Origin of the sequence: Massilia eburnea, assembly GCF_009720745.1 — a bacterium.
Taxonomy (GTDB): Bacteria; Pseudomonadota; Gammaproteobacteria; order Burkholderiales; family Burkholderiaceae_D; genus Rugamonas; species Rugamonas eburnea.
On record NZ_WNKX01000003.1, the window covers coordinates 196399 to 221630 of the forward strand.

Genomic DNA, 25232 nt, shown 5'->3' on the forward strand with positions numbered 1-25232 from the left:
TGACCGTCCTCTTCCTTTTCTGGCTATTGGCCGGCTCCCCTGCCGTTTCGGCACTCGCGTCTAACGGTCCCGCAACATCGCAACTCGGCCAGTCCCCGCGCGCACGCGAAAACTTCAATGCCGGCTGGCGCTTTCACCTGGGCGACGCAGCAGGCGCGCAAAGCCCCGGTTATGATGACGGGCACTGGCAGTCCGTCGGCTTACCCCACAGTTTCAGCATTCCCTATTTTCAGTCGGCCTCTTTCTACGTCGGCTATGGCTGGTACCGCAAGACCTTGACGCTCGACCGGATTCCTGCGCAGCGCCAGTTCTCCCTTGAGTTCGAGGCCGCTTTCCAGGACGCAGAGATCTACGTCAACGGCATTGCACTGGCTCGGCACCGTGGCGGCTATACCGGATTCAGCGTCAACCTCACCCCGGCGCTGCATGCGGGCGCAAACAGCATAGCTGTCCGTGTCAACAATCAATGGGAGCCGACCCTGGCGCCGCGCGCCGGCGAGCACGTCTTCAGTGGCGGCATCTACCGCGACGTGTGGCTGGTGCAAACCGATTCCGTACACGTCCCCTGGATGGGAACCTACCTGACCACGCCAGGCCTGACTGCAGAAAAAGGCAGGGTCGCGCTTGAGACCGAGGTCCGCAACGACGGACCGCACGCGCAACTGGTCGAGGTGCTGACCGATCTTTACGATGACAAAGGCCGGAAAATCGCCAGCTTGCCTCCGACCCGCCTGCGTGTGCATGCTGGCGACACCGCAACCGTGCGCCAGCTCTCAGGCTGGATCCGGCATCCCGTCCTGTGGTCGCCCGAGACGCCGCGGCTCTACCTCGCCCGCACACGCTTGCGCACGGCCGGCCAGGTGCGCGACGCCTACAGCACCGAGTTCGGGTTCCGCTGGTTCACCTGGACGGCCGACAAGGGATTCTTCCTCAATGGCCGCCATCGCTACTTCCGCGGCGCCAACGTGCACCAGGACCAGGCCGGCTGGGGCGATGCTGTGAGCAATCGCGCCATCGAACGCGACGTGGACCAGATCAAGGAAGCCGGTTTCGACTTTATCCGCGGCTCACACTACCCGCACGACCCACACTTCAGCACAACGACGGACCGGCGCGGTGTGTTGCTGCTGTCCGAGGCACCTTTCTGGGGAACGGCTGGCTTCAACAGCCCATGGGGCGCCCCGGCCTATCCACCCGATCCGGCCCACCGCGACGCCTTCGATGCCAGCGTCAAGCAGCAGCTCGGCGAGATGATCCGCATCCATCGCAACCACCCATCGATCATCGCCTGGAGCATGGGCAACGAGGCGTTCTTCACTTCACAAGAAACGATGCCGCAGGTGCGCCGCCTGCTGAAAGAAATGGTCGACCTGTCGCATCAACTCGACCCTTCGCGACCGGCGGCGGTCAGCGGCGTCCAGCGCGGCAACCTTGATCACCTGGGCGATATCGCGGGCTACAACGGCGACGGCGCGATTCTGTATCCCAATCCCGGGATTCCCAGCTTCGTTGCGGAATACGGGTCGACCATCGCAGACCGGCCCGGCGCCTACGCGCCAGGCTGGGGCGATCTTGAACAGACACCCGGGGCGCAACCGGGGCAACCCGAGACATGGCGCCAGCCGTGGCGCTCAGGTGAGGCGATCTGGGCCGGATTCGATCACGGCAGCATCGCCGGCCGCCAGTTTGGTTCGATGGGATTGGTCGATTACGCCCGCCTCCCCAAGCGCGCCTGGTACTGGTATCGCAACGCCTACCGGGGCATCGCCCCACCCGACTGGCCCAAGCCCGGAATTGCAGCCGCTCTGCGCTTGAGCGCCAGTGCCCAGGCCATCGAACGCGCCGACGGAACGGATGACGTGCAGCTGGTGCTTACTGTGGTTGACAATCACGGGAACGCGTTGAGCAACAGCCCGCCAGTACGCCTGGCCATTGAATCCGGGCCAGGAGAACTCCCCACCGGGCGCCAGATCGACTTCGCCCCGGGCGCCGATATCTCCATCCGCGACGGCCAGGCTGCCATTGCCATGCGCAGCTGGCAGGCTGGGGTTACCCGCTTGCGCGCGACTTCCCCGGGGCTGCGCGATGCCACGCTGGAAATCCATACCCTCAGCGGTCCCAAGTTCGTGCCGGGCGTAACGCCTTTGAGCGCTGACCGGCCGTACCGGCCAAGCGCTCCGGAGCCGCTGCCATTCGACCAGGAACAGATCTTTGGTGGAAACAACCCGACCAGCGCCAGTTCCTCAGCCCCAGCGCACCAGTCGCTGATGGCAAATGATGGCGATGCCGACAGCTACTGGGCCCCAGCGCAAGAGGACCCGGCGCCATGGCTCCTGGTCGACCTCGAACGGATCGTCACCGTACACCGGCTCGTCCTTGGTTTACGCTCCCCTGGCCAATACGCAGTGCGGGCGGAAATTGCCGGCGCCGATGGCACATGGGCCATCCTGACCGACCTGCCGATGGCAGACTATGCCAGCAAGGATGTCGAACTGCCTACTGAAGCGGCAACCGGCCGCAAGGTCCGCCTGAGCCTGCGCTCTGCACGCCCTGCCAATGTGGGCGTGACAGAGCTGCGTGTCGCCGGCAAGCTGAACAACTAATACAGCCCGCCCGCCGCCTCAATGCATGAAAGGCCTGTCGCGCGCCACGGCCTCTGCCATGGTTCGGGGAGTGCCGCCGAGCAAGAGCTCCTCGCAATGGGCGGCTTGCCGTTGCGCCTGGGCCAGTGCCCGCATATAGTTTTGCAGCTGCGCCAGCGACGGTGCATTGCCCCGTCCTTTCAGTGCGCGCGCCCCCAACACGGCGATTTCCGCCATCAGCCGGCTGGCCTTATCATGCGCGTCGCGCAGGGTTGCCAAGCTGTCAAATAATGCCTCATCATGTTCCATACTCGCTCCTCATGAATACATAACAGGGCAAATTATCTAGGGACCGCAACCCTGAAATTCAAGTTCCCCGGCCTTGACATGACGGCCGATGAGCTGCGTAGTGTCCGCTAATCTCTGGCATAGTAAAATTGCATTGCATTAAGCACTCATGCCCTTGATCAGGAACCTCTTCGCATGTCCCGAACCACGATGAAGAACGCGCCCTCTATCCGCTGGCGACTGATGGGACTGGTATTTGCCTGCGTACTTCCAGCGTCGCTGCTGGCAGTCCTATTGATTTACCACGACTACCAGCTGTCCTATAAAACCTTCATCGATAGTGCGATGGCGACCGCGCGGGCAAATGCCACGGAGGTCGACAAGGAATTCGCCCTGATCGAGTCGTCGCTGGTCGCCTTTTCTACGTCGCCCGATTTCGATCAGAAAAATTTGCAGCGCCTGGACGCACAGGCACGCAAACTGGTGGCAAGGGAGCACATTCTGAATGTCGTGCTGGAAGACGCCACGGGACAACAGCTCCTCAATACTTATCGGCCATATGGCGACGCGTTGCCGCAAGAAGCCGATTCGCCATCACTTGGGTTCATGCGGGCCAACGATACCACCTTCATTTCAAGCATATTTTCCGGTCCGGTTACCGGCCGCAGGATGGTGGCAGTCGGCATCCCGTGCAAAACCATTGCAGGGAAATGGGTTGCGCTGACCGCGACCCTGAGTCTTGAGCGTTTCAGCGATATGCTGCAGGACCAGCATTATCCCAAGCACTGGATAAGCAGCATCCTCGACCGCGGCGGCAGAATAGTCGCGCGCTCCGCCGACATCGACCGTCTCGTCGGCGTGCAAGCGGCGCCGTCCGTTCTCGAACAGATCCGAAAGAGCCGCGAAGGGGCCTTCGAAGCCCAAACCCTGGACGGTAAGCCCATCCTGGCGGTGACAACACGCGCGCCTCGCTCCGGCTGGACCGTCGCCATCGGCATACCCCTGGACCAGTTAAAGGCTGACATGCGCCGCAAGGTATGGTCGCTGATACTGGTCACCATCGCCTTGATGGGACTCGGCCTCTCGTTTGCGTGGAAGATCGGCACGACAATCCGTCGTGCAATGCACGGCTTGATTGCGCCCGCGATGGCATTGGGCGCGAACCAGGCAGTGAAGCCGGCATCGTATGGCGTGCGCGAAGCCGATGAAGTGGGCGAAGCTCTGGTGAAAGCAGCGACGATGCTGCAAAACGCACAGCATCTGGCCACGCATGATGTATTGACGGGCCTTGCTAACCGCGCCATGTTTAACGCATTCCTCGAACGCCAGTTGGCTGCGGCACAGCGTGGTCAGGCGCAGTTATCGGTACTTTATCTGGACCTCGACAAGTTCAAACCCATCAACGATACCCATGGGCACGCCGTCGGCGACAAGTTGCTGATTGAGGCATCGGCAAGGCTCACATCGCAGCTGAGAAAGTCCGACCTGGCGGCACGTCTGGGTGGTGATGAATTTGCCGTGGTGGTGGCTGGCGGCGCGGCCGAAAGCGCAATCGTGGCGGATAAACTGGGCAGATTGCTGGAACAGCCGTATCACATCGACGGCATAGAACTGTGCTCCGCTGCCAGCATCGGCATTGCCAGCTATCCGCAATCGGGGACGACAATCGAATCCGTCCTGGCCGCGGCGGATATGGCCATGTACCAGGCCAAAGCAGCGCGAAAGTCGGCTGGGAGCCGCTCGGTTGCTGCCGAAGCAACTTCCAGCCTCGACGCGGGCCGTACTTCGAAAGTATAGATCCCTTTCATGTGCTAGTGACCCGCCGGCCTCGTTGCCAGAATTCGTTTGACCTTGACCCAGGACGTGACATTTTGACGTATGGTCCAGTGCGCCATCAATGGTAAGTCTTCGATATACTCAATTTAACATCCCATCCGTCCGCCGGAGAATGCTAATTGGTGGCGAAGGACATCAAGAAATCGAGGAACGGTTTCGATCCACACCGATGCGCCTGCGCGGCGTTATTGGCTCTGTCCGCCGCCGCCGGTCATGCCGCGTCCGCCGACGATCCGCTGCAGGACACGGTGCGGGACGACGCGCCGGCAAGGCCGCAGGATGATCGTCTGTATAAGAGTTATGGCGCCGCGGCGCTGGAGATCCTGGGATTTCAATTTGTCCTGAACCGGGTCGACCATGCGTTCGTCCGGCCGGACGACTATGACGTGAGCGTCGGTTCGATACGCCGCAACCTGCACAGCAGTTGGGTCATCGACCAGGACCCGTTCAAGATCAACCAGCTCGGCCATCCTTACCAGGGCTCCGTCTACTTCGGCCTCGCGCGCAGTAACGGGATGACGTTCTGGGAATCGATGGGATTTGCCTTTGCCGGCAGCGCCGTCTGGGAGATCGCCGGCGAAACGACGCCGCCGTCACACAACGACCAGATCACGACCAGCTTTGGCGGCAGCTTCCTTGGCGAAGCCTTGTACCGGATGGCGAACCTGGTGCTGGACGAGGGATATGGACTCTCTCCGCAATGGCGCGAAGTTGCGGCCGCAGCAGTATCGCCGCCGCTCGGGTTCAATCGCCATACCGCCGGGGGACGCCGTGCCGCGCCGTGGGTGAGCAACAGCCCGGCGCTCTGGGGCCGCCTGCAGCTCGGCGCAGGCGGAGTCACGAGCAGTAACGTCGGCCCCTCTCTGGCGCCTCGGAACAACGAGGTCGCGGCTGACTTCGCGCTCGACTACGGCTTGCCAGGCCAGCCCGGCTATAGCTGGCGCCGGCCTTTCGACTACTTCCTGTTCCGCGTCAGGATGTCGAACGTGCAGGGTATCGAGAGCCTTTCATCACGAGGCATGCTGCTCGGCGTTCCCTACGGGGCGGGCGCCAACCTGCGCGGCATCGCGGGGCTTTACGGCAGCTACGACTATCTGGCGCCGCAGGTGTTCCGGGTGGCGAGCACGGGACTGTCGCTGGGCAGCAATGCGCAGTTGTGGCTGAGCGAACGCTACGCACTGCAAGGCCATGCATCGGCCGGCATCGGCTACACGTCCACCGGCACCAATCAGCCCAGTACGAGCGGGCAATACCATTACGGTTTCGCGCCGCAAGCAATGCTGATGCTGCGCCTGATCGGCGTCGACAGGTTCGCCTTCGAACTCTCGGCGCTCGAATTCTTCGACGGCAAGCTGACCAGTCCGGGGCCGGACGGGGCGGACCGTGTGTTCCGCGGCGACGCGTCGCTGACCTGGCGGGTCTCTGGCCACCATGCTGTCACGCTCAAATACCTGACGTCTCGGCGGAAGTTCGCGTTCGAGAGCGTCCCGGAACGACAGCAGCGGCGCGACACGGTCGGCCTCTATTACACCTACCAGTTCGGGCGCGGTTTCGGTGCAGTGAACTGGTGACTGGCCACCCAAAGCGGGAAAAGACTGGCGGCGACAACCCGCCACTCCTGAGCATCGGCTCCAGTCGGCACGCTCTTGTATACAGCGGGCATGACCGGGTGTAAATGACTGGCCGGATGCAAATCACCATTGCGTGCGATACCCGATCTGCACGCCATGCGGCATTACACTCAGGGTGAAGCTGCTATTTCGTCGATGTGTGTAATAGCCGGCTGCAGAGCCAATCAGAAAGCCAACCAGCACGTCGCTTTGCCAATGCCCGCGGTTTTTGACGCGCGCAATGCCATCATACAAAGGCAGCGCCTCCAAGGCGTAGACCCAGGGATGATCGTCGCGATACTCTAGAATGAAGGGAGTGACGATTGCCGCCATTGAAGCCACTTCACCGCTTGGGAAACTCCGATCGTGCGGTGACCGGAACCATTGGCCAGGGTCGTCTGTTTCGCTCGGTCGCGTGCGGCGAAAGGCGCGCTTCATCACCCCGGTGCTGACAGCCGTGAGCAACGTGGCGTCGATCGCTTGCCAGCTGGTCCGTCCCAGCCTGGAATCGCCGCCCTCCCACAGCCCAGCCACGATTTCGGCTGTGATCATTGATCCCAGCAGGATTTTCTGCGGACGTCTCCCCCATATTCCACTGTCATCGTATTGAACACGGTGGTCCATGCCCAACAGACCGCCACAGTAAGCGGACTGCGAAAGAAGCAACAGTCCCCCAGCGGCCAAGCTCTTGATTCGTCCCGACGATGTGCAATGCATGATCGCGTCTCCGTAATGCTAATTGTTGATCTGATTAACGTTTTTTTTGGGCCCGAGCGCCAGTTTCCGCCGGCCCGTGGTAGATGAAGCGATAAACCATGCCCACCAGCAGGGCGCCGCCCACCAGGTTGCCCGCCAGAACCGGCAGCAGGTTGGCCATCACCTCGTACCAGCCCAGCCGCCCACCGGGTGCCTGCAGCAGCAAGGCCATGGGCAACAGGTAGAGGTTGGCCACGCTGTGCTCAAAGCCAGCCGCCACGAATGCAGAGACCGGGAACACGACCGCCACCGCCTTGTCCGCCACGCTGCGGCCGGCCATCGCCATCCAGACGGCAAGGCACACCAGCGCGTTGCACAGCACGCCCAGCAGGAATGCCCTGCCTGGGCCCAGCGCAATTTTTGCTTGCGCGATCCGCAGGTATTCGGCCGCGATGGCGCCGCCCTGCATGTCCGGATGACCAGACCAGTACACCAGCAGCGCCAGCCCAGCGGCACCTGCGGCGTTGCCTGCCAATACGACAGTCCAGTTGCGCAGCAATTCAGCGCCGCTGATGCGACGCTCGGCCCACGCCATCACCAGCAGGTTATTACCGGTGAAGAGCTCGGCGCCGGCCACGACCACCAGCAGCAGGCCGAGCGAGAAAGACAGCCCGGCCATGGCCAGCCGCAGGCCCATGCTGAGGCCGTGATCCGCCCGCACCAGGACGCTGTACAGGGCGCCCAGGCCGATAAAAGCGCCTCCCAGCACCGCCAACGTGAACAGTGCGCGCAAAGGCAGCTTGGCTTTCGCCACGCCCGTCTGTTCGATCCGCTGGGCGATTTCGCTTGGCGTATAGGCATCCATGCCAAAGATTTCCGCCATCTCTGCCTCCGCTTTCAAGGAGTATCGGTCGGCTGCCAGCCGCCGCCGAGCGCCTTGTACAAGCGCACGTGGGCGGCGCTGTGCGCCACTTCGGCCAGCACCAGCGCGTCTTCGCTTTCGAGCAGGGTGGCATGAATCGCCAATACCGCGTCCACCTCCACCTTGCCATCAACGTAAGCCAGCAGCGCCAGGTTCGCGGCATTGGCTGCAATCTCGGCCGCCGCCCGCAGTGCCGTCCTGCGCTCGCGCGCCGCCGCGAGATCAACCAGCGCATCCTCCACATCACGCAGCGCAGCCAGCACCGCCGTGTGATATGCCGCATAGCTTTCCTGGACCGCCGCCTGCTCGGCGGCGACACGCGCACGTCCGGCGCCACCGTCAAACGCAACGCCGCTGACCGCGCCAAATAGTCCCCGCAGCACGCTGCCGCTGCCGCCAAAGCCGATGCCGTGCAAGCCGATGCTGCCTTCCAGCCGCACTACTGGTTTGCGCGCGGCGTCGGCCTGCCCTAACCGGGCCAGCGCGGCGTCGACCCGCGCCGCCGCGGCGCGCACGTCAGGACGCTGGCGCAGCGTATCGGCCGGCAAGCTCATGGCCAAGCCGTCCGGAGCCCGGGGCACCGCAGTCCCAGTGCTCAATGACGGCGCCAACGCGCCCGGCGCGCCGCCACAAAGCAGGGCCAGGCTATGTTCGAGCTGGGAGCGGCTGGCCCGCCAGCGTGGCAGCTCCGCCATGGACAAGGCCAGCGCGGCACGCGCGCGGTCGCGGTCCAGCCCGCCGTCTTCATTCATCCGCTGCGCAGCCAGCAGCGTCAGAATCAACTGACGCTTGACATGGGTATCCGCCACCGCCTCGCGCTGCTGCACGCCGCGCAAGGCGATATAGGTCAGCGCGACTTCAGCCGCGACACTCACCTGGCCGTCCGCCAGCGTCAAGGCCTGCGCGTCCAGCGCCGCGGCGCTCGCTGCGAGCCCGGCTTTCCGGTAGCCGTAGAGATCAGGCTCCCAGCTGGCGTCGAGCCCGGCACTATAGCTGCTCTGGCTGCCAAAGCCCCGCTGCCGCACATTTTCGGCCGAGGCGCTGGCACTGACCTGGGTCGACAGCCCGGCGCCAGCCAGGTCGCGCAGGGCCCGCGCCTGCTGCAATCGGGCGGCGGCCGCCGCCAGCGAAGTGTTGCGCGCCAGCGCCTGGTTGACCAGCGCCGTCAATTGCGGGTCGTCAAAACGCTGCCACCAGGTGCCCAGCTCTGGCGAGCCGTTCGCGGGCGTCTCCCGGTACCAGCTCGCCGGAATGTCCAACGGCGCGGGCGCCGGCGCCAGTGCCGCCACACCCGCCTTCTGCCCTGCGGTGACGCATCCTGCCAGCGCAAGCATGCACGCCAGCGCCCAGGCGAACCTACTCCGCGCGGCCATCAGGTTCACCTGCGCCTTCTGCCAGCACCAGGCGCAGCGCGACCGTGCCGTGCGGCGGCGCCGCAGCGACCGAGAAGCCCAGCTTCCGTGCCAACTGCAGCATGCGTTCGTTGTCCGGCAGCGCCTCGCCTGCCAGTTGCTGCGTGCCGCGCGCCCGGCAGTAGCCCAGCAGCTTATTCATCAGCATTGTCCCCAGCCCGCGCCCCTTCAAGTCCGAACGCACGACGACCGCGAACTCCGCGCTTTCGTTATCGGGATCGGCCACGGCGCGCGCCACCCCGAGCGTCTCCGGACCAGCGGCGCCTTGCCGCGTGGCGATGAAGGCCATCTCGCGGTCGTAATCGATCTGCGTCCAGCGCGCCAATTGCGCGGGAGAGACCCCATGCATGGCTGAAAACATCCGGAAGCGGACGTCCTCGGGGCTCAACGCAGCAAAGAAGGCGGCATGCTGCGGCGCATCCTCCGGGCGGATGGGGCGCAATACCAGCGTTGCGCCTTCCCACTGGACCGCTTCCTCCAGCTCCTCGGGATAGGGACGGATGGCAAAGCGTTGTGCACCGCGGGTAGCAGCCGGCGCAACGCGCATGCGTGCGTCGAGCGCCAGCACGCCATGTTCATCGGCCAGCAGCGGGTTGATGTCGAGTTCCAGCACCTCCGGCAGGTCGGCCAGGAGGGCGGAGAGCCGCACCAGCACCGTGGCCACGCTATCCACATCCACCGCAGGGCGCCCCCGGTAGCCCGCCAGCAGACGCGCCACCCTGGTGCGTCCGATCAAATCCCGCGCCAACGCCAGGTTCAGCGGCGGCAGCGCCAGCGCCCGGTCGCCGATCGTTTCCACGGCAATGCCGCCCTGCCCGAACAGGATCACCGGACCGAACACCGGATCGGCACTCGCCCCGGCGATCAGCTCCACCGCCCCCGGGCGCCGTGCCATGGCCTGCACCGTGAAGCCGCGCACATGGGCATCCGGCAGCATTGCATGCAGCCGGGAGCGCATCGCAAGCGCCGCCGCGCGCACCTCGGCCGCCGTCCCAAGGTCGAGCACCACGCCGCCGACGTCGCTCTTATGGCTGATGTCGGGCGACAGGATCTTCAGCGCCACCGGATAGCCCATGCGGTCAGCCAGCATGACCGCCGCCTCCACCCGGTCCGCGATCGCCGTCTCTACCACCGGTACGCCGTAGCAGGCCAACACTTCCTTCGCTTCCGGCTCGCTGAGCATGCTGGCGCCGCGCAGCAGGGCATCTTCGATTACCGTCCGCGCCCGCATCCGGTCGATCCGGCACTCCCCGCTGCAGGCGGCCGGCACTTCCAGCAGCGCTTGCTGCGCCCGGCGGTAATTGACCATCTGCATGAACCCGTTCACGGCATCCTCGGGTGTTGCGTACGTCGCAATGCCCGCCTGGTCAAGCACCTGCCTTGCCGCGACCATCCGGTCGCCGCCCAGCCAGCAGGCGAGGATATTGCGTTCGGCGCCGCGCGCCGCGTCTGCCACCGCCTGTGCCACCTCCACCGCAGGCACGATGGCCGTCGGCGCATGCATCACCAGGACCGCATCGACGCCGCCGTCCTGCAGCAGAGCCGACAGGGCTTCGCTGTAGCGTCCGCCCGGCGCATCGCCGATGATGTCGACCGGATTGGCGCGCACCCAGCTTGCTGGCAACACGGCGTCGAGGCGGCTCAGGGTCGCCTGCGACAGCGTCGCCAGCGCGCCACCGCTGCCGATCAGGGCGTCCGTGGCAAGCACGCCGGGCCCGCCGCCATTGGTGAGGATCGCCAGCCGTTCGCCCGACAGCGGACGGGCGCTGGACAAGGTCTCCACAGCGTCAAACAACTCCTCGGTGGTCAGCACGCGCAGCATCCCGGCGCGCCGGAAAGCAGCGTCGTACACCGCGTCGCTCCCGGCCAGCGCACCGGTATGCGAATTGGCGGCCTTCGCCCCTTCGGCGAAACGGCCTGCCTTCACCACCAGCACGGGCTTGCTGCGCGCGGCGGCGCGTGCTGCCGACATGAATTTGCGCGCTGCCCGTGCATCTTCCATGTACATCAGAATGGCCTGGGTGTCACGGTCGGCCGCCAGATAGTCCAGAACATCGCCAAAATCCACGTCGCTGCTGTCGCCCAGCGAAATGAAGCGCGAAAAGCCGATGCCGCGCGAGTGCGCCCAATCCAGCACGCCGGTCACCAAGGCCCCCGACTGCGACACGAATGCCAGCTTTCCGGGCAGCGCAGGCACGTGGGCGAAACTGGCGTTGAGGCCAATTCCCGGCACCAGCAAGCCGACGCCGTTAGGACCAAGAATGCGCAGCAGGTGGGGCTTTGCCGCCGCCAGCATCGCGGCCTTATGCGCCGCGCTCATGCCGCCGGTGATCACCACAGCGGCGCGGCAGCCCAAATGCCCCAGCTCACTCACCAGCTGGGCCACCGTGTGCGGTGGCGTGCAGATCACTGCCAGGTCCGGCACTGCAGGCAACTGGCGGACGCGGTGCACGACCGGGCAGCCCGACAGTTCAGTGTATTTCGGGTTGACCGCCATGACCTGGCCGGTAAACCCGGCCTGCAGGACATTGGCCAGCACCGTCGCGCCGACGCTGTGCGGCCGCGCCGATGCGCCGACCACCACCACCGAGCGCGGCTGCATCAAGTATTCCAGGTTGCGTACGCTCATACGGCCTCCTCAATCAGATGTATGCCTGCGCGGCACGAGCCTGCTGGCAGCGGTATTCACCAGGTAGCAAGCCAGGCTGCACGCCACCACCAGCATCAAGGCGGAGCTTGGCAATGCGCTGAACTGGAAAACTTGTTTCACCACGGGCAGGTACAGCGCCAGCAGCAGCATGACGCCTGTGACCGCCGCCACAATCACTGGCACTCGGTTGGGACCGGCCAAGCGGGCCTGCAGCCCGCGCCGCTGCGGCAGGCTGGAGAAGATCAGCGACAGGTTGACCAGCACCAGGACGGCATAACCAACCGCCCGCGCGGCCGATTCCGGCAATTGCGTCAATGCCCAAGCGTAGGCCAGCACGACGGCCGCCAAGCCCACCACGCCCTGGATCGAGGCCAGGGCCAGCGTCGGGCGATCCAGCAGCGGGCTGTTCACCGCCCGCGGCGGGCGCTCCATCGCGCCGGCGTCGGAAGCCTCGTTTTCGAAGGCGAGCGAACATGTCGGGTCGATAATCAGCTCGAGGAATGCGATATGCATCGGAAACAGCAGCACCGGCCAGCCGAGGAACGCCGGCAGCAAGGCCATGCCGGCGATCGGTACATGGATCGCCACCACATACGACATCGCACTGCGCATATTGGTGAAGATCCGGCGTCCCAGCCGGATGCCGCGCACGATCGAGGCGAAATTATCGTCCAGCAATACCAGCGCTGCCGCCTCGCGCGCCACATCGGAGCCCCGCTGCCCCATCGCGATGCCGACGTGGGCGGACTTCAACGCCGGCGCATCATTGACGCCATCGCCGGTCATCGCCACCACCTCGCCGTTGGCCTTCAAGGCTTCCACGATCCGCAATTTCTGCAGCGGCGTGATGCGCGCGCAGACCGTCGCCTGGGCCAGACGCTCCCGCAGCCCGGGGTCATCCATCTGCTCGATCGCGTCCCCGCTGAGCACCCCGCTGTCCGGCAAGCCGGCACGTTGCGCAATATTGACCGCCGTGGCCGGATAGTCGCCCGTGATCATGATGACGCGGATGCCGGCGGCATGGCATTGGTCGATGGCGGCCGGCACCTCGGCGCGCAGCGGGTCGGCCAACCCCAGGAGCCCGAGGAACACATAGCTGAAGCCAGCCTGCTCCTGCGGCAACGAGGCTGCGGCGTGCACAGCGCGCGCCACGCCCAATACGCGCAGCCCCTGTCCTGCCATAAAGTCGGCTGCGCTGCGCAAGTCCGCCATGTCGGCATCGCTCAGATGGCACAGTTCGCCGATCGCTTCGGGCGCCCCCTTGGCGGCGATGGTCACCAGCTCGGCATCGCCGTCGTCCCACACCTGGGACATGGCGCGCAGCGCAGGCGACAACGGATACTCGCGCAAGGGGCCGTCCTGCCGCCCGCTGCCGGCCAGGGTGTGCAGCGCCTGCTCCATCGGGTCGCTGGCGCGCGGCTTGCTGGCCAGCGAAGAGAAGCGCACCAGATCGTTGAACGCCAGCGGCAGGCCGTCCGGCCCCGCCGGCAAGCGCAAGAATTCGCCGCCAGCAAACAACTGCTCGACGTGCATGCGGTTTTCAGTGAGGGTGCCGGTCTTGTCGGTACAAAGCACCGTGATCGCGCCGAGCGCTTCGATGGAAGCCAGGCGCCGCGTCAGCACCTGCGCCCGCGCCATGCGCCAGGCCCCGATCGCAGGGAAGACGGTCATGATCACGGCAAACTCCTCCGGCAGCAGCCCCATGGTCAGTGCGATCCCGGCCAGGATGGCCGGCATCCAGTCGCCGCCGCGCCATCCGTACAGTAAGGTGGCGAGCACGCTGACGGCCACCGCGGCAATCGCCATCAGCCTCACCATGCGGGCGATGCCGCGCTGCAGAGGCGATAGCTCGACGCCCACATCCTGCAGACTGCGGCCAATCTTGCCCAGTGCCGTACGCTCCCCGGTCGCGGTGACGCGCGCGATGCCGTCTCCCTGCACCACCAGGCTTCCAGACCATAAGAACGGGGTATCCTCGCCCCCCGGCGCGCTTGGCGCAACAGCGCCCTCGGCCACCCGCTTGCCCACCGCCCATGCCTCCCCGGTCAGCAAGGACTCATCCAGGCGCAGGCCGCCGCCCTGCAGCAGCAGCGCGTCGGCGGCAACCCGGTCGCCCTCCGCCAGCAGAAGCAGGTCGCCTTCAACCACCTCATTGCCGGCAATGCGCCGCGCCTGGCCGTCGCGCAGCACCAGGGCACGCGGCGCGCTTAAGCCGCGCAGTGCTTCCAGCGCGCGCTCGCTGCGCCCTTCCTGGTACAGGGTCAGTCCAATATTCAAGGCAACCATTCCCAACAGCACGGCGCCTTCGAGCCAGTCACCCAGCGCCAGGTAGAGGACCGCGGCGCCCAGCAGCAACAGGAACATCGGTTCGCGCATTGTACGCAAGGCCAACGACACGAAGCCGCTGCGCGCCACCGGCAGGGCGTTGGGACCGTCCGCCGCCAGGCGCGCCTGCGCTTCTCCGCTCGTCAAACCATGCAATTCCGGCCCGACCATGATGCCCTCCAGGCAGTGGTGATGGGCCGACCTTACATGTCGCGCCGTGCACAGAACATGACCAAGGTCAATTCATGCCCGATTCGGGGTGAAAGCAACAGCTGGCGCATCCAGGCGCGCCCCCAGCCTGCGCAACTGCGGCCGGCATGATCCAGGTCATGGATTCGCAGGGCGCGCACCCGCACACTGGGCCATTCGTGATTGCAGGAGTGAGCCCATGGCAGTTCCGTCTGCACGAGCCGGCCACTGGCGCCTCTGGGCGACGGCAGCTGCGGTGCTGCTCGCCGCGACCGGCGCCTTCGCCTGGTACTTCGCCGGGCCGCTGGATGTAACCGTCACCCCGGTACGGCGCGGTCCCGCGATCGATGCCATTTACGCCACGGGCTCGGTGGAGCCGACGGTCATGTTGCCCCTCGCCCCACAGGTCGGCGGCAAACTGGCTGCGCGCCTGGTCGATGAGGGCGCCCTGGTGCGCAAGGGCCAGCTCCTCGCCCGCCTTGACGATAGCGATCTGGCCGGCAGCGTCGATGAGCAACGCGCCCGTGCCGATTTTGCCCGTAGTCAATATGCACGCGCCAAGGCGCTGGCCGAACGCGGTTTCGTCGCCGCCGGCGAAGCGCAGCGCGCGCAGTCCGACCTGGTAGCAGCGGAAGCGGCCCTGCGCCGGGTGCGCGCCTTGCGCGACCATACTTCGGTGTTCGCGCCTGCGGACGGCGCCATCATCCGCCGGGACGGCGAGGTCGGGCAGTATATCGCCCCTGGCCAGGCCCTGTTTGTGCTGGCGTGCTGCGCCCCGCTGCGCGTCACCGCCGAAATTGACGAGGAAGACATCAGCCGCGTCAGTGTCGGGCAGGCCGTGCTGCTGCGCGCCGACGCGTTGCCAGGCCAGGTCTTCGACGGGAAAGTGAGCGAGATCACGCCGAAGGGCGATCCCGTCGCGCGCAGCTACCGTGTCCGCATCGCCCTCCCCGCGCCTGGCGGCCTCCGGACCGGCATGACTGTCGATGCCAACCTGCTGGTCGCCCGCCATGACAACGCCATGCTGCTGCCGGCGGCAGCTGCGCGCGACAATGCGGTCTGGATCGTTTCCGGGCACCGTCTGGAGCGCCGCGCGATCACGCCCGGTATACGCGGCCCGCAGCAGCTCGAGGTCCTGCGCGGCCTGGATGGAAGCGAAAGCGTCGTCACGCCCAACGACCCGGCGCTCAAAGCCGGGCGCTGGGTGCGTCCGCACACGCCTTAGGTGCTCCTGTGCGCGTCCAGCTGACCATTGCCTTCGCCCACCTGCGCCATCGCCGCCGGTCAACGCTGGTGTCGCTGATGGGCATCATGCTCGGCGTCGCCTTCTTCCTCGCGGTGTCGGCCCTGATGCGCGGCTCCGAGGAGGATTTTCTCAAGCGCCTGGTGGACAACAGCCCCCACATCACCGTCTCGGACCAGTTCCGCGCGGCGCGCCGGCAACCGGCCGAACTGCGCTGGCCGGGCGCTGCCGTGGCGATCAGCAACATCAAGCCCCCGGTCGAAACCCGCGGCATCCGCAGCTACCGCAGCAAGCTGGCCGCCATCGAGCAATGGCCGGGGCTGCGAGTTGCGCCGGTCCTGCGCGGCTCGGCCGTGCTCAGTTTCGCCGGCCAGCAACAAGGCGTCAGCTTGTCCGGCATCGTACCCGCGCGCATGCAGGCTGTGTCGACCATCGACGAACAGATGGTCATGGGCACGCTGGACGACCTGGCAGCCAATCCCAACGGCCTGGTGATCGGCCAGGGCCTAGCCGACAAATTCCAGCTTGGCCTGGGCAGTACGGTCAACATGGTCACCGCCAGCGGCGGCACGCGCACCATGAAAGTGGTCGGGATTTTCAGGAGCGGCAACGCCGCCTACGACGAAGGGGAAACCTTCACCCTGCTCAAGCGTGCCCAGGTCATCCTGGCGCGGCCCGACCGGGTCAACCGTTTCATCATCCAGTTGGCCAACCCGCATGCGGCGCGCGGCGTGGCGGCCGATATCGAACAGCAGCTCGGCTACAAGGCAGTATCCTGGAGCGAAGCGTCGGAAGACATCCTGAGCCTGCTCCAGGTGCGCAATGTGATCATGTACAGTGTGGTGACCGCCATCCTGGTGGTCGCTTCCTTCGGCATCTACAATACGATCTCCACCATCGTGATCGACAAGCGGCGCGACATCGCCATCCTCAAAGCCATCGGCTTCGAGGCATCCGACATCCGCCGCATCTTCCTGTACCAGGGCACCATCATCGGACTGCTGGGCAGCGCCGCAGGCCTGCTGCTGGGTTATGCAATGATGCGCATCCTTGCCCAGGTCGAGCTGAAACCGCCGGGCGTCACCGACGTCGTGCATCTGCCGGTCTGGTGGGGAGCCGAACAGTATCTCCTGGCCGTGGCGTTCGCCCTTGCCGCCTGCCTCGGCGCAGCCTACCTGCCGGCCAACAAGGCCGGCAAGCTGCAGCCCGTCGATACCTTGCGAGGCGCCACATGAGCAGCGTCCTGCGCGCCGAGCACCTGACGCGGCGCCTGCCTGGCGCTGTGCCGGTGACGCTGGTTGACGACGTGTCGCTCGAGGTCCAGCGCGGCGAATTCATTTGCATCATGGGTCCCTCCGGCTCAGGAAAGTCCTCGCTGCTGTACCTGCTGGGACTGCTTGACCGCCCGGACAGCGGCAAAGTATGGCTGGCCGACAAAGACACCAGCGCATGCGACGACAATCAGCTGGCGGCCATGCGCTTGGCCAAGCTGGGCTTTGTATTCCAGTTCCACTTCCTGCTCGCTGAATTCACAGTGGCGCAGAACGTCTTGCTGCCCATGCAGCGGCTGGGCCTGCGCGACGGGTCTGCTGCGGCGGAGCACGCCCTGGGGCTGCTTGATCGCCTGGGGATCGCTGACCAGGCGCACAAGTTCCCATCGCAGCTCTCGGGTGGACAGCGGCAACGGGCAGCCCTGGCGCGCGCCCTGGCCAACGATCCGCTGCTGATTCTGGCGGACGAGCCGACCGGCAACCTCGATTCTGCGGCGACGCAGAATGTTCGCCAGCTGCTGCGCAGCCTCGCCGATGGCGGACAGACCGTGATCGCTGTCACGCATGACCATGAGTTTGCCAAGGCAGCGGACCGCGTGCTTGGCCTGGTGGACGGGCGCCAGGTCGTTGGCTGGCGCCCTTAAGACGATGACGCGCCAAATGGCGGGCCGATCAGGACGTTAGTCTTATGGACCAGCACGGGTACCGGGCTGGTATTGAGGACACGCAGCGTCACGCTGCCCAGCAGGCGGTCGTGGTCGCCGTTCCAGCCATGGGACGCCATGTAGATCAGATCGCATCCCAGGCGCGCCACTTCCAGCAGGATCATGGCATGCGGCATGCTGGAGACGACTTTGCGGCAGTCGCACGGCACGCCGGCGGCCTTCGCCATCTCGCCGACCGCTGCCAGGTAGCTTTCACCCATGCGGCTAAACAGCGCCGCTTGCCGTTGCGCGAGCTCAGGCTCCAGGTGCAGCAGGCTGTCCAGCGCGTCCGGCGGCAGCTGGGGCACGACATAGAATCCGTGCACGCGGGCGCCAACCCGTTTCGCCAGCTGGATACCGCCCTCCACTGCCTTGCGCGAAAGAGCCGAGCCGTCGGTCGGCAGAAGGATATCGTGGTACATGCATGCCTCCTTGATGAGCCCGAACGCTGTAACCCTGAACTGCTAGCGCCAATGCGCCTGCAGCATTCCCCACCCCAATTGCTCGCGGATCCGTTCCGGCGTGATGAATGGTGACGGATCGCCGCTGGGCAGCGGCACAAAGGTCGTCCCGCCAACTGGTGCTGGGGTTTTGGTCGTCGTGTCCATGATCTGTGCTCCCGGTGGCGGCAAGTACTTCTCGCCTTGCATTCAAGGTAGGCGACCAGCGGGAGAAGCGTCATCAAGGAAGCCAGCATCTTGTTGTGGGGGTCGGCACATATCCAATCGTAGGGCTTCCCCTACCTTGAAAGACGCATCGCTTTCGTGGAATACTACAACCCACAAAAGGTCGCGGCCACAGATGAAGTATTGATCGAACTTGTGGTCGCAAATAACGAAAGATGCCAGAGGGAAAGGCCATGCATACTCCCGTTCCACCCATCCTGCTGGTGGAGGATGATGAGGTCGACGCCATGACGGTCAAACGTGCCTTGCGCACCATTGAAGTCGACAATCCGCTGGTGCATGCGGAACACGGCGAAGCTGCCCTGGCTTATCTGGAAGCAACAGGCAACCCGCCGCCTTGCATCATTTTGCTGGATCTGAACATGCCTGTGATGAACGGACTGGAATTTCTCCAGCACGTGAAGCACCATCCTCATTTGCGGCGCATCCCGGTGGTAGTCCTGAGCACGTCGGAGGAGCAGCAAGACCGCGATGCCAGTTTCGATCTTGGTGCCGCAGGCTTCCTGCCCAAATGCCGGGATTACAGCCGCTTCATCGACATCATGCGCACATGGGACCAGTACTGGACCTGCAGTGATTTGCCAGTCTGAACTAGCCCGATGCAGCACAGGCGGTCCGCAGCGCGATCGGTTCCGAATTGATCCAGATCATGGAGCCGTACATGGCCTCAGGCGCAGACTGCTTCCATCAACCACGGAGGTCATCATGCATGCACCACTGCTTGTCTCTAACTTATGCCAGCGCGACGTCGTGACGGCGCAGGACACAATCACCGTCAAGGATGCCGCTGAGCTGATGCGCAAGCGCCATGTCGGCAGCGTCGTCATCACGCAAGGAACCCTCAACAAGCCGGTGGGCATCCTGACCGATCGCGACATTGCCATCATCGCAGTGGCGCGCGACTTCGATCCCATCACCATGCCTGTCGCCGAAGTGATGTCGTCGCAATTGCATACGATCGCGGCAACGCAGCCCGCCATCACCGCATTGAAGATGATGCGGCGCCACGGCGTGCGCCGCCTGCCGGTCACTGGGGAGTTCGGCGAACTGGTCGGCATTATCTCGCTGGATGACCTGCTCAATGCCTACGGTGCCGAATTGACGCTCTTCGCCCAGGCCATGCGCCGTGAGCGAGAGGTGGAACAGCGCGTGCGCGTCTGACCGGCCCGTACCGGAAGAGAGCACAACATGAACTACCGCACGATCGTAGTCCGCGTGGAACAGGCGCCCAACAGCGACGCGCGCATGAAGGACTACAAGCAGCACGCGGGGAAGCGAGCAGCGGAAGTGCGACGGGGACGCTTAGGCCGGACTTTGCCTGCCACGCGCACCGTCCTGGCCACGACCACCCTGCCGGTACGGATGGCACACTAGAGCGGGCGCCGACCATGAAACGCGCTTCCGGCCCGAATGTCCTGCATGACGCGAATGCACTCGAGCAGCTGCATCTGCAACTGTCTCGCCGCATAGACGCCTTGCTGGCACTGCGACCCTGGCAACTGGCGCCACATTTCCACCATCTCGTGGCGCAGGTCGAAGCGGATTTCCGCGTTGAAGAAGCGCTCATGGAAAGCTTCGACTGTGCCGATCGCGCCCTGCACCGTGAACAGCACGCCCGCATGCTGGCGGGCCTGCACCACGCGGCGGCGGCACTTGACCAGGACAACCACGCGCCGGCCACGGAGGCGCTTGCCGCACTGCGCCAGTGGCTGGTGTTCCACGCCGCTACCCAGGACCGCCACCTCCAGCGCCAGCTCCAGCGGTCAACGCCCGGACCGACCGCTTTATCCTGAGCAGATTAGTCATCCGCACCGAGCGGCCAGTGCGCACGCCTGCGCATCGTCATGAAGCAGAATATCCTTGGCAGCCATCTCCAGCCTCCTGGCTCATGCCGGATTCGCCCTGCAAGCCTCCGTCCGGCAGCGCCAGCCGTTTGCGGCTGCGGGACACCGTGGGACGTACCGGGCGCGCCATACGCAGCAGGCGACGCCGGATCTCATCCGAGTCCATCCAGACATCCGAGCCTTTCAGGATGCTCTTGATTTCGCGCTCCGTCAGGAACGGCTGGCAACTGCGCTCCATGAACTTGGCAAACCAGTTGGCAACGGCAGCGGCCTGTGCCTGCTGCTCGCTCCCCTTCCCGGTGAAAAATCCGGAGTAGCTATGGAACAGCAGTTGGCAGTTGTCATGCACCAGCAATTCGTCGCCGGCGAGAAAGAGGAATGCCCCCATCGAATAGGCGCGCGCCTCCAGCACTGTCACCACGTGCGCGGCGGAAGCGCGCATATTGTTGATGATCTGCAGCCCGGTATCGAAGTCCCCGCCGGTGGTATTCAGGTGAAGGTAGATCAGGTCGGTGTCGCTCGCAGAGCGCAGCGTGTAAAACAAGTCGTTATAGAGCGCTGCATGCTCGATCAGGCCAGATATGTAGAACGACACCTGCCGCAGCTCGGTACGTCGTTCGAACCGCTGCAGGCCGGTAAACGGCTCCGGCATCGGACGTTCGTCGCCCGCTTCATCCGGGTCAAACTGGTTGTTCATGGTGCCTCCCGCCACGGTTGGCCGTGCACTAGCCGCGCCCGGCGTGCAGAAACGTCATTGCTCCGGCGCTGTCTTCCAGCGAAAGTAGAGTTCGGTAGCGCCCTTGGCATGCACCACCGCGTTGCGCATCTCCACCTGGCCCTGGTTATCAGCCGTAACCTGGTACTTTCCCGGCGGCACATTGAAAAACAGGTAGGGGCCGTCACTGACGGCCTCCACCACGCTATTGCCCTGTGCGTCGCGCAAGCTGACCCTGACGCTGGCGAAGAACTCACCGCTGACGGCGGCAAGCGTCAGGCGCAGGTTGTATTGCGCAGCAGCTGCGCGAAAGGCGGCGGCTTCGTCGCTGCCGATACCGCCGGTGATGAAGCTGATGGCGCCCTGCTGCTGCACCGCTGGCAACGGCACGTCGTCTGCCAGGCAGGCCTGGCTGGCCAGTGCGCACACCAAGGCGGCGCATATTTTCTGGATTGTCTTCATGGTGAAACTCCCAACGTAGGCAGACTTCAGTGGATGACGATGTGACGCCCGCGTGCTGCCGGCAAGCTTGGGCAGAGAAAGCGACAGAACGCTATCGGCGTAGCGCGCAATCGTGCCGGCCGCATCGATTACCTGCGGCATGGTCTTCCATGCCTGTGCCCATGGTAGGCAGGCGGAGCGCGAATAAACATGATCCACATCAAGCCAGGCCCAACTTGATCCAGATCAAAAAAGCACCAAGATCCAGATCAAACCTGCATTCGCCGGTGGACGGCCGGGCATCAGGCAACTAGCCTGAAGCTATTGCACAACCGACCCGAACACTGGAGGAAACCATGTCTTACCGAACCATCCTGGTGCACGTCGACCGCAACGCGGGCGCCGAGGCACGCATCAAGCTGGCGGCCAATCTGGCGGCGCGCGAGAATGCCCACCTGGCCGGCATTGCAATGAGCGGCGTGCCGCGCTTCATGTATGCCGGTGACCCGTTCGATGCCAGCGGCGCCATCATCGCCGACTACCTCGAGATTGCCGGCAAGCGCGCCAATGAAGCCCTGGAGCGCTTCGATACCATCACCGCCAACCTGGGACTGACTTCGGTGGAGCGGCGCAACTGCCGCGACGACGCATATGCCGCCCTCTGCATGCAGGCCCGCTACGCCGACCTGCTGGTGATCGGCCAGGCCATGCCGGCCGGCGGCGAAAGCGCACTGCTGCGCGACCTGCCCGAGCACGTCATCCTGCACGCGGGCAAGCCCGTCCTCGTGCTGCCCTATTCGGGCAGCTTCCCGACACTTGGCGAGCGTCCCTTGATTGCATGGGATGGCAGCCTGGAGGCGGCCCATGCAGCGGCCGCCGCCATCCCCCTGCTGAAACGCAGCAACAAGGTGGCCCTCGCCGTGTTCGGCGCCGAGCCTGGCTACGATGCCCACGGCGAGGAGCCGGGCGCCGATATCGCTTTATACCTGGCGCGCCACTGCGTGAAGGTGGAGGTGCTGCGCCAGCCAGACCCGGTGGATATTGGCAATGCCATCCTGGCCCTGGCCGCTAGCCTCAACGCGGACTTGCTGGTAATGGGGGCCTACGGCCACAGCCGCCTGCGCGAAATGATGGTTGGCGGCGCTACACGCACTGTTCTCGAAACGATGACGCTGCCTGTCCTGATGGCGCACTGATGAGGCGCAGCCTGCAGCGGCCTGGCACCGCAGCGATCCCGCTGCGCCAGTCCCGGCAGCGCAGCGCGCCGGGCTACGACCAGGACCCGCGCCCTGAATTGTGGTCGCCGCTGGATGGCAGCGAGGTGCTTGCCAGGCTCGGCAGCAACGAAGCCGGCCTGACCGTCCATGAAGCAGCGCGGCGCCGCGCCTGCGATCCCGGGATGGACCCCGGAACAACGGGTAACACGCTGCCGTTTCGCTTCCTGTCTGCCCTGGCCCGCCCCCTGCCGCTTGTACTGCTGGCCCTGGCCTTGGTCAACCTGCTGCTCGGACAGCCCGGCAGCGGCGCCATCATCGCTGTCCTGGTCATCGTCTCGACCACGCTTTCCTTCGTGCAGGAATACCGGGCCGACCGCGCTGCCGAACGCCTGCTGGCGATGGTGCACACCCGGACACGCGTCCTGCGCCAGACCGCGCACGGACCCCATGAGTCGCGGATCCCCCTGGCCCACGTCGTCGCTGGCGACCTCGTCCTGCTCTCCGCAGGCGACGCGATACCGGCCGACGTGCGCATTCTCCACGCCCGGGACCTGTTCGTCGACGAGTCCGCACTGACTGGAGAGTCGATGCCGGTCGAAAAGTTCGAGGCCCCCTACCATGGCGCCGGAGCGGGCTGCGACTGGCCCAATATCGCCTTCCTCGGCTGCAGCGTCACCAGTGGCACCGCCACCGCCGTCGCCATCGCAACCGGCAGCCGCACCAGTTTCGGGCACCTGGCCGCCGCTGCCGCCGCGGCCCGCGAGCTCACCAGTTTCGATCGCGGCCTGCAACGCTACATCTGGTTCATGCTGAGGGTGATGCTGGTCATGCTGCCGCTGGTATTCCTGCTCAATGGCCTGGTCAAGGGTGACTGGCTGCAGTCGTTCCAGTTTGCGCTGGCCGTGGCAGTGGGCCTGACGCCGGAGTTCCTGCCGGTGGTGGTGAGCATCAACCTGGCCAAGGGCGCCCTGGCGATGGCCGAGCGCAAATGCATCGTCAAGCGGCTCAACGCCATCCAGAATATTGGCGCGATGGACCTCCTCTGCACGGACAAGACCGGCACCCTGACGCAAAACCGTGTGCTTCTGGCGCGCCACGTCGACTGCGACGGTCATGACTCGCCAGCCGTGGCGCAGTATGCCTACCTCAACAGCTACCACCAGACCGGCCTGCACAACCTGCTCGACAAGGCCGTCCTCGCCTACGCCAATATGCACCAGCTCGTACCGCAGCCCGCCTACCGCAAGGTCGATGAGCTGCCTTTCGATTTCCAGCGCCGGCGCATGTCGGTCGTCCTGGCACGCCCGGACGGCACGCGGCTGCTGGTGTGCAAGGGGGCGGTCGAGGAAGTCGCCGCCGCCTGTTCTCACGCAATGCGCCAGGACGGCAGCGTGGCCCTGAAGAAGCAGCACCACGTCGACCTGGTCCAGGCTGCGGAGGCGCTTAACCGCGAGGGTTTCCGGGTCATCGCGGTGGCGATACGCGATTTGCCGGCGGCCAGCGCCGTCGCTGGCGTGGCCGAAGAACGCGACATGCTGCTGGCGGGCTATATCGCCTTCCTCGATCCGCCCAAGAGCAGCGCCCAGGAAGCCCTGCTGGCCCTGCGCGGGCAAGGCATTGCCGTCAAGGTGCTCTCGGGCGACAACGAAGCGGTCACGCGCCACGTGGCGCGCGCCGTGGGGCTGCCTGAAAGTCCACTGCTCACTGGTGCGCAGATTGCCGGCATGGACGCGGCCACGCTGCAGCGGCAGGCCGCCGCAGCCAGCTTGTTCGTCAAGCTGACGCCGCAGCAGAAGACGCAGGTAATCCGCGCCCTGCAGGACGCGGGTCGGGTGGTCGGCTACCTGGGCGACGGCATCAACGACGCCAGTGCATTGAAGGCAGCCGATGTCGGCATCTCGGTCGACGGCGGCGCCGACATTGCGAAAGAGTCCGCCGATATCATCCTGCTGCGCAACAGCCTGACGGTGCTGAGCGAAGGGGTGCAGGAAGGCCGCCGGGTGTTTGCCAACATCACCAAATACCTGCGTATGAGCGCGGGAGCCAGCTTCGGCAATATGCTGTCGGTCCTGGGCGCCAGCGCGCTGCTGCCTTTCCTGCCGATGGCGCCGCCGCAGATCCTGCTGAACAACCTGCTGTACGACGTTTCGCAGGCGGCCTTGGCAACCGACCACGTCGATGCCGATCTGCTGGCCAGGCCGCGGCGCTGGGATATCGCCGATATCGGCCGCGCCATGCTGGTCCTCGGTGCAGTCAGCTCGGTCTTCGACTACGCGACGTTCGGCTTGCTGTGGTATGGCGTGCACGCGCCGGAGGTGCAGTTCCAGACCGGCTGGTTCATCGAGTCGCTGCTGTCCCAGACCCTGGTGGTGCATATCATCCGCACCCGCCATTGGCCCTTCGTCCAGAGCTCGCCCAGCCCGTCCCTGCTGGCCGCCACGCTCATCATCTGCGTCTGCGGCATGTGGCTGCCGGCGTCGCCCCTGGCGCCAGCGCTGGGGCTCGTCCCCATGCCGGGGCGCTACTGGGCGGGCCTGGCCGCGATTCTGGCGGGGTATTTCGCAATGACACAGGTCGCCAAGCGCTACCTGCGATAGGAGA

At 65.2% G+C, this 25232-nt stretch carries 21 protein-coding genes; 11 read left to right on the forward strand and 10 right to left on the reverse strand.

What is annotated here, in order from left to right; genetic code table 11:
* Positions 1 to 26 precede the first annotated feature (26 nt).
* A complete protein-coding gene (locus GM658_RS05285; protein WP_211841812.1) occupies positions 27 to 2603 on the forward strand; it encodes a glycoside hydrolase family 2 protein in 2577 nt (858 codons plus the stop codon).
* A gap of 18 nt (positions 2604 to 2621) precedes the next feature.
* On the opposite strand, the gene GM658_RS05290 is transcribed toward GM658_RS05285, so the two are convergent.
* A complete protein-coding gene (locus tag GM658_RS05290; protein WP_155452957.1) occupies positions 2622 to 2891 on the reverse strand; it encodes a hypothetical protein in 270 nt (89 codons plus the stop codon).
* A gap of 174 nt (positions 2892 to 3065) precedes the next feature.
* Between GM658_RS05290 and GM658_RS05295 the strand changes: the two genes are divergently transcribed.
* Positions 3066 to 4667, forward strand: coding sequence for a sensor domain-containing diguanylate cyclase (locus GM658_RS05295; RefSeq protein ID WP_155452958.1), 1602 nt, complete (start codon positions 3066 to 3068; stop codon positions 4665 to 4667).
* 161 nt (positions 4668 to 4828) lie between these two features.
* Positions 4829 to 6277, forward strand: a complete 1449-nt coding sequence (locus GM658_RS05300) for a DUF3943 domain-containing protein (protein WP_170298678.1) — start codon at positions 4829 to 4831, stop codon at positions 6275 to 6277.
* A gap of 123 nt (positions 6278 to 6400) precedes the next feature.
* On the opposite strand, the gene GM658_RS05305 is transcribed toward GM658_RS05300, so the two are convergent.
* The 5 genes from GM658_RS05305 to GM658_RS05325 all read right to left on the reverse strand — a co-directional run bounded on the left by GM658_RS05305 (position 6401) and on the right by GM658_RS05325 (position 14492).
* Complete coding sequence (locus tag GM658_RS05305) at positions 6401 to 6868, reverse strand: phosphatase PAP2 family protein (protein WP_170298679.1); 468 nt, start codon at positions 6866 to 6868, stop codon at positions 6401 to 6403.
* Between the two features lie 199 nt (positions 6869 to 7067).
* Complete coding sequence (locus tag GM658_RS05310) at positions 7068 to 7895, reverse strand: formate/nitrite transporter family protein (protein ID WP_155452961.1); 828 nt, start codon at positions 7893 to 7895, stop codon at positions 7068 to 7070.
* Between the two features lie 14 nt (positions 7896 to 7909).
* Positions 7910 to 9307 carry an efflux transporter outer membrane subunit gene (locus GM658_RS05315; RefSeq protein WP_155452962.1) on the reverse strand — a complete coding sequence of 466 codons (1398 nt, stop codon included), beginning with the start codon at positions 9305 to 9307 and terminating at the stop codon, positions 7910 to 7912.
* Positions 9291 to 11975 (reverse strand): bifunctional acetate--CoA ligase family protein/GNAT family N-acetyltransferase, encoded by a 2685-nt coding sequence (locus GM658_RS05320; RefSeq protein WP_155452963.1) that lies wholly within the window; start codon positions 11973 to 11975, stop codon positions 9291 to 9293. Before GM658_RS05320 ends, GM658_RS05315 begins: the two co-directional genes overlap by 17 nt.
* Before the next feature lie 9 nt (positions 11976 to 11984).
* Positions 11985 to 14492 (reverse strand): cation-translocating P-type ATPase, encoded by a 2508-nt coding sequence (locus GM658_RS05325; RefSeq protein ID WP_155452964.1) that lies wholly within the window; start codon positions 14490 to 14492, stop codon positions 11985 to 11987.
* Positions 14493 to 14709: 217 nt separating this feature from the next.
* Between GM658_RS05325 and GM658_RS05330 the strand changes: the two genes are divergently transcribed.
* Genes GM658_RS05330 through GM658_RS05340 form a run of 3 tightly spaced genes read left to right on the forward strand, consistent with a single transcriptional unit; the run spans position 14710 to position 17668 of the window.
* Complete coding sequence (locus GM658_RS05330) at positions 14710 to 15735, forward strand: efflux RND transporter periplasmic adaptor subunit (protein WP_155452965.1); 1026 nt, start codon at positions 14710 to 14712, stop codon at positions 15733 to 15735.
* Between the two features lie 8 nt (positions 15736 to 15743).
* The gene (locus tag GM658_RS05335; protein ID WP_170298680.1) at positions 15744 to 16988 is read left to right on the forward strand and encodes an ABC transporter permease; all 1245 of its coding nucleotides are present in this window, start codon (positions 15744 to 15746) and stop codon (positions 16986 to 16988) included.
* Positions 16985 to 17668, forward strand: coding sequence for an ABC transporter ATP-binding protein (locus GM658_RS05340; protein ID WP_155452966.1), 684 nt, complete (start codon positions 16985 to 16987; stop codon positions 17666 to 17668). Before GM658_RS05335 ends, GM658_RS05340 begins: the two co-directional genes overlap by 4 nt.
* On the opposite strand, the gene GM658_RS05345 is transcribed toward GM658_RS05340, so the two are convergent.
* Positions 17665 to 18150 (reverse strand): universal stress protein, encoded by a 486-nt coding sequence (locus GM658_RS05345; protein ID WP_155452967.1) that lies wholly within the window; start codon positions 18148 to 18150, stop codon positions 17665 to 17667. The two genes, GM658_RS05340 and GM658_RS05345, sit on opposite strands and share 4 nt — an antisense overlap.
* Before the next feature lie 42 nt (positions 18151 to 18192).
* The gene (locus tag GM658_RS05350; RefSeq protein WP_155452968.1) at positions 18193 to 18336 is read right to left on the reverse strand and encodes a hypothetical protein; all 144 of its coding nucleotides are present in this window, start codon (positions 18334 to 18336) and stop codon (positions 18193 to 18195) included.
* A gap of 251 nt (positions 18337 to 18587) precedes the next feature.
* Here GM658_RS05350 and GM658_RS05355 point away from each other — a divergent pair, with 251 nt between their 5' ends.
* The 3 genes from GM658_RS05355 (at position 18588) to GM658_RS05365 (ending at position 20207) form a co-directional block, all read left to right on the forward strand.
* On the forward strand, positions 18588 to 19004 hold the full coding sequence (locus GM658_RS05355) for a response regulator (protein WP_155452969.1): 417 nt from the start codon (positions 18588 to 18590) through the stop codon (positions 19002 to 19004).
* Between the two features lie 115 nt (positions 19005 to 19119).
* Entirely contained in the window at positions 19120 to 19575 is a 456-nt protein-coding gene (locus GM658_RS05360) for a CBS domain-containing protein (RefSeq protein WP_170298681.1), read from the forward strand.
* A 227-nt stretch (positions 19576 to 19802) separates the two neighbouring features.
* Positions 19803 to 20207 carry a hemerythrin domain-containing protein gene (locus GM658_RS05365; RefSeq protein ID WP_155452971.1) on the forward strand — a complete coding sequence of 135 codons (405 nt, stop codon included), beginning with the start codon at positions 19803 to 19805 and terminating at the stop codon, positions 20205 to 20207.
* Positions 20208 to 20256: 49 nt separating this feature from the next.
* Here the strand turns inward: GM658_RS05365 and GM658_RS05370 are convergent, their stop codons facing one another.
* Entirely contained in the window at positions 20257 to 20955 is a 699-nt protein-coding gene (locus GM658_RS05370; RefSeq protein ID WP_155452972.1) for a Clp protease ClpP, read from the reverse strand.
* Between the two features lie 54 nt (positions 20956 to 21009).
* A complete protein-coding gene (locus tag GM658_RS05375; RefSeq protein WP_155452973.1) occupies positions 21010 to 21576 on the reverse strand; it encodes a hypothetical protein in 567 nt (188 codons plus the stop codon).
* Between the two features lie 194 nt (positions 21577 to 21770).
* Here GM658_RS05375 and GM658_RS05380 point away from each other — a divergent pair, with 194 nt between their 5' ends.
* A complete protein-coding gene (locus GM658_RS05380) occupies positions 21771 to 22610 on the forward strand; it encodes a universal stress protein (RefSeq protein ID WP_155452974.1) in 840 nt (279 codons plus the stop codon).
* Entirely contained in the window at positions 22610 to 25228 is a 2619-nt protein-coding gene (mgtA, locus tag GM658_RS05385; protein WP_155452975.1) for a magnesium-translocating P-type ATPase, read from the forward strand. The genes GM658_RS05380 and mgtA overlap by 1 nt, the downstream gene beginning before the upstream one ends.
* Positions 25229 to 25232: the final 4 nt, after the last annotated feature.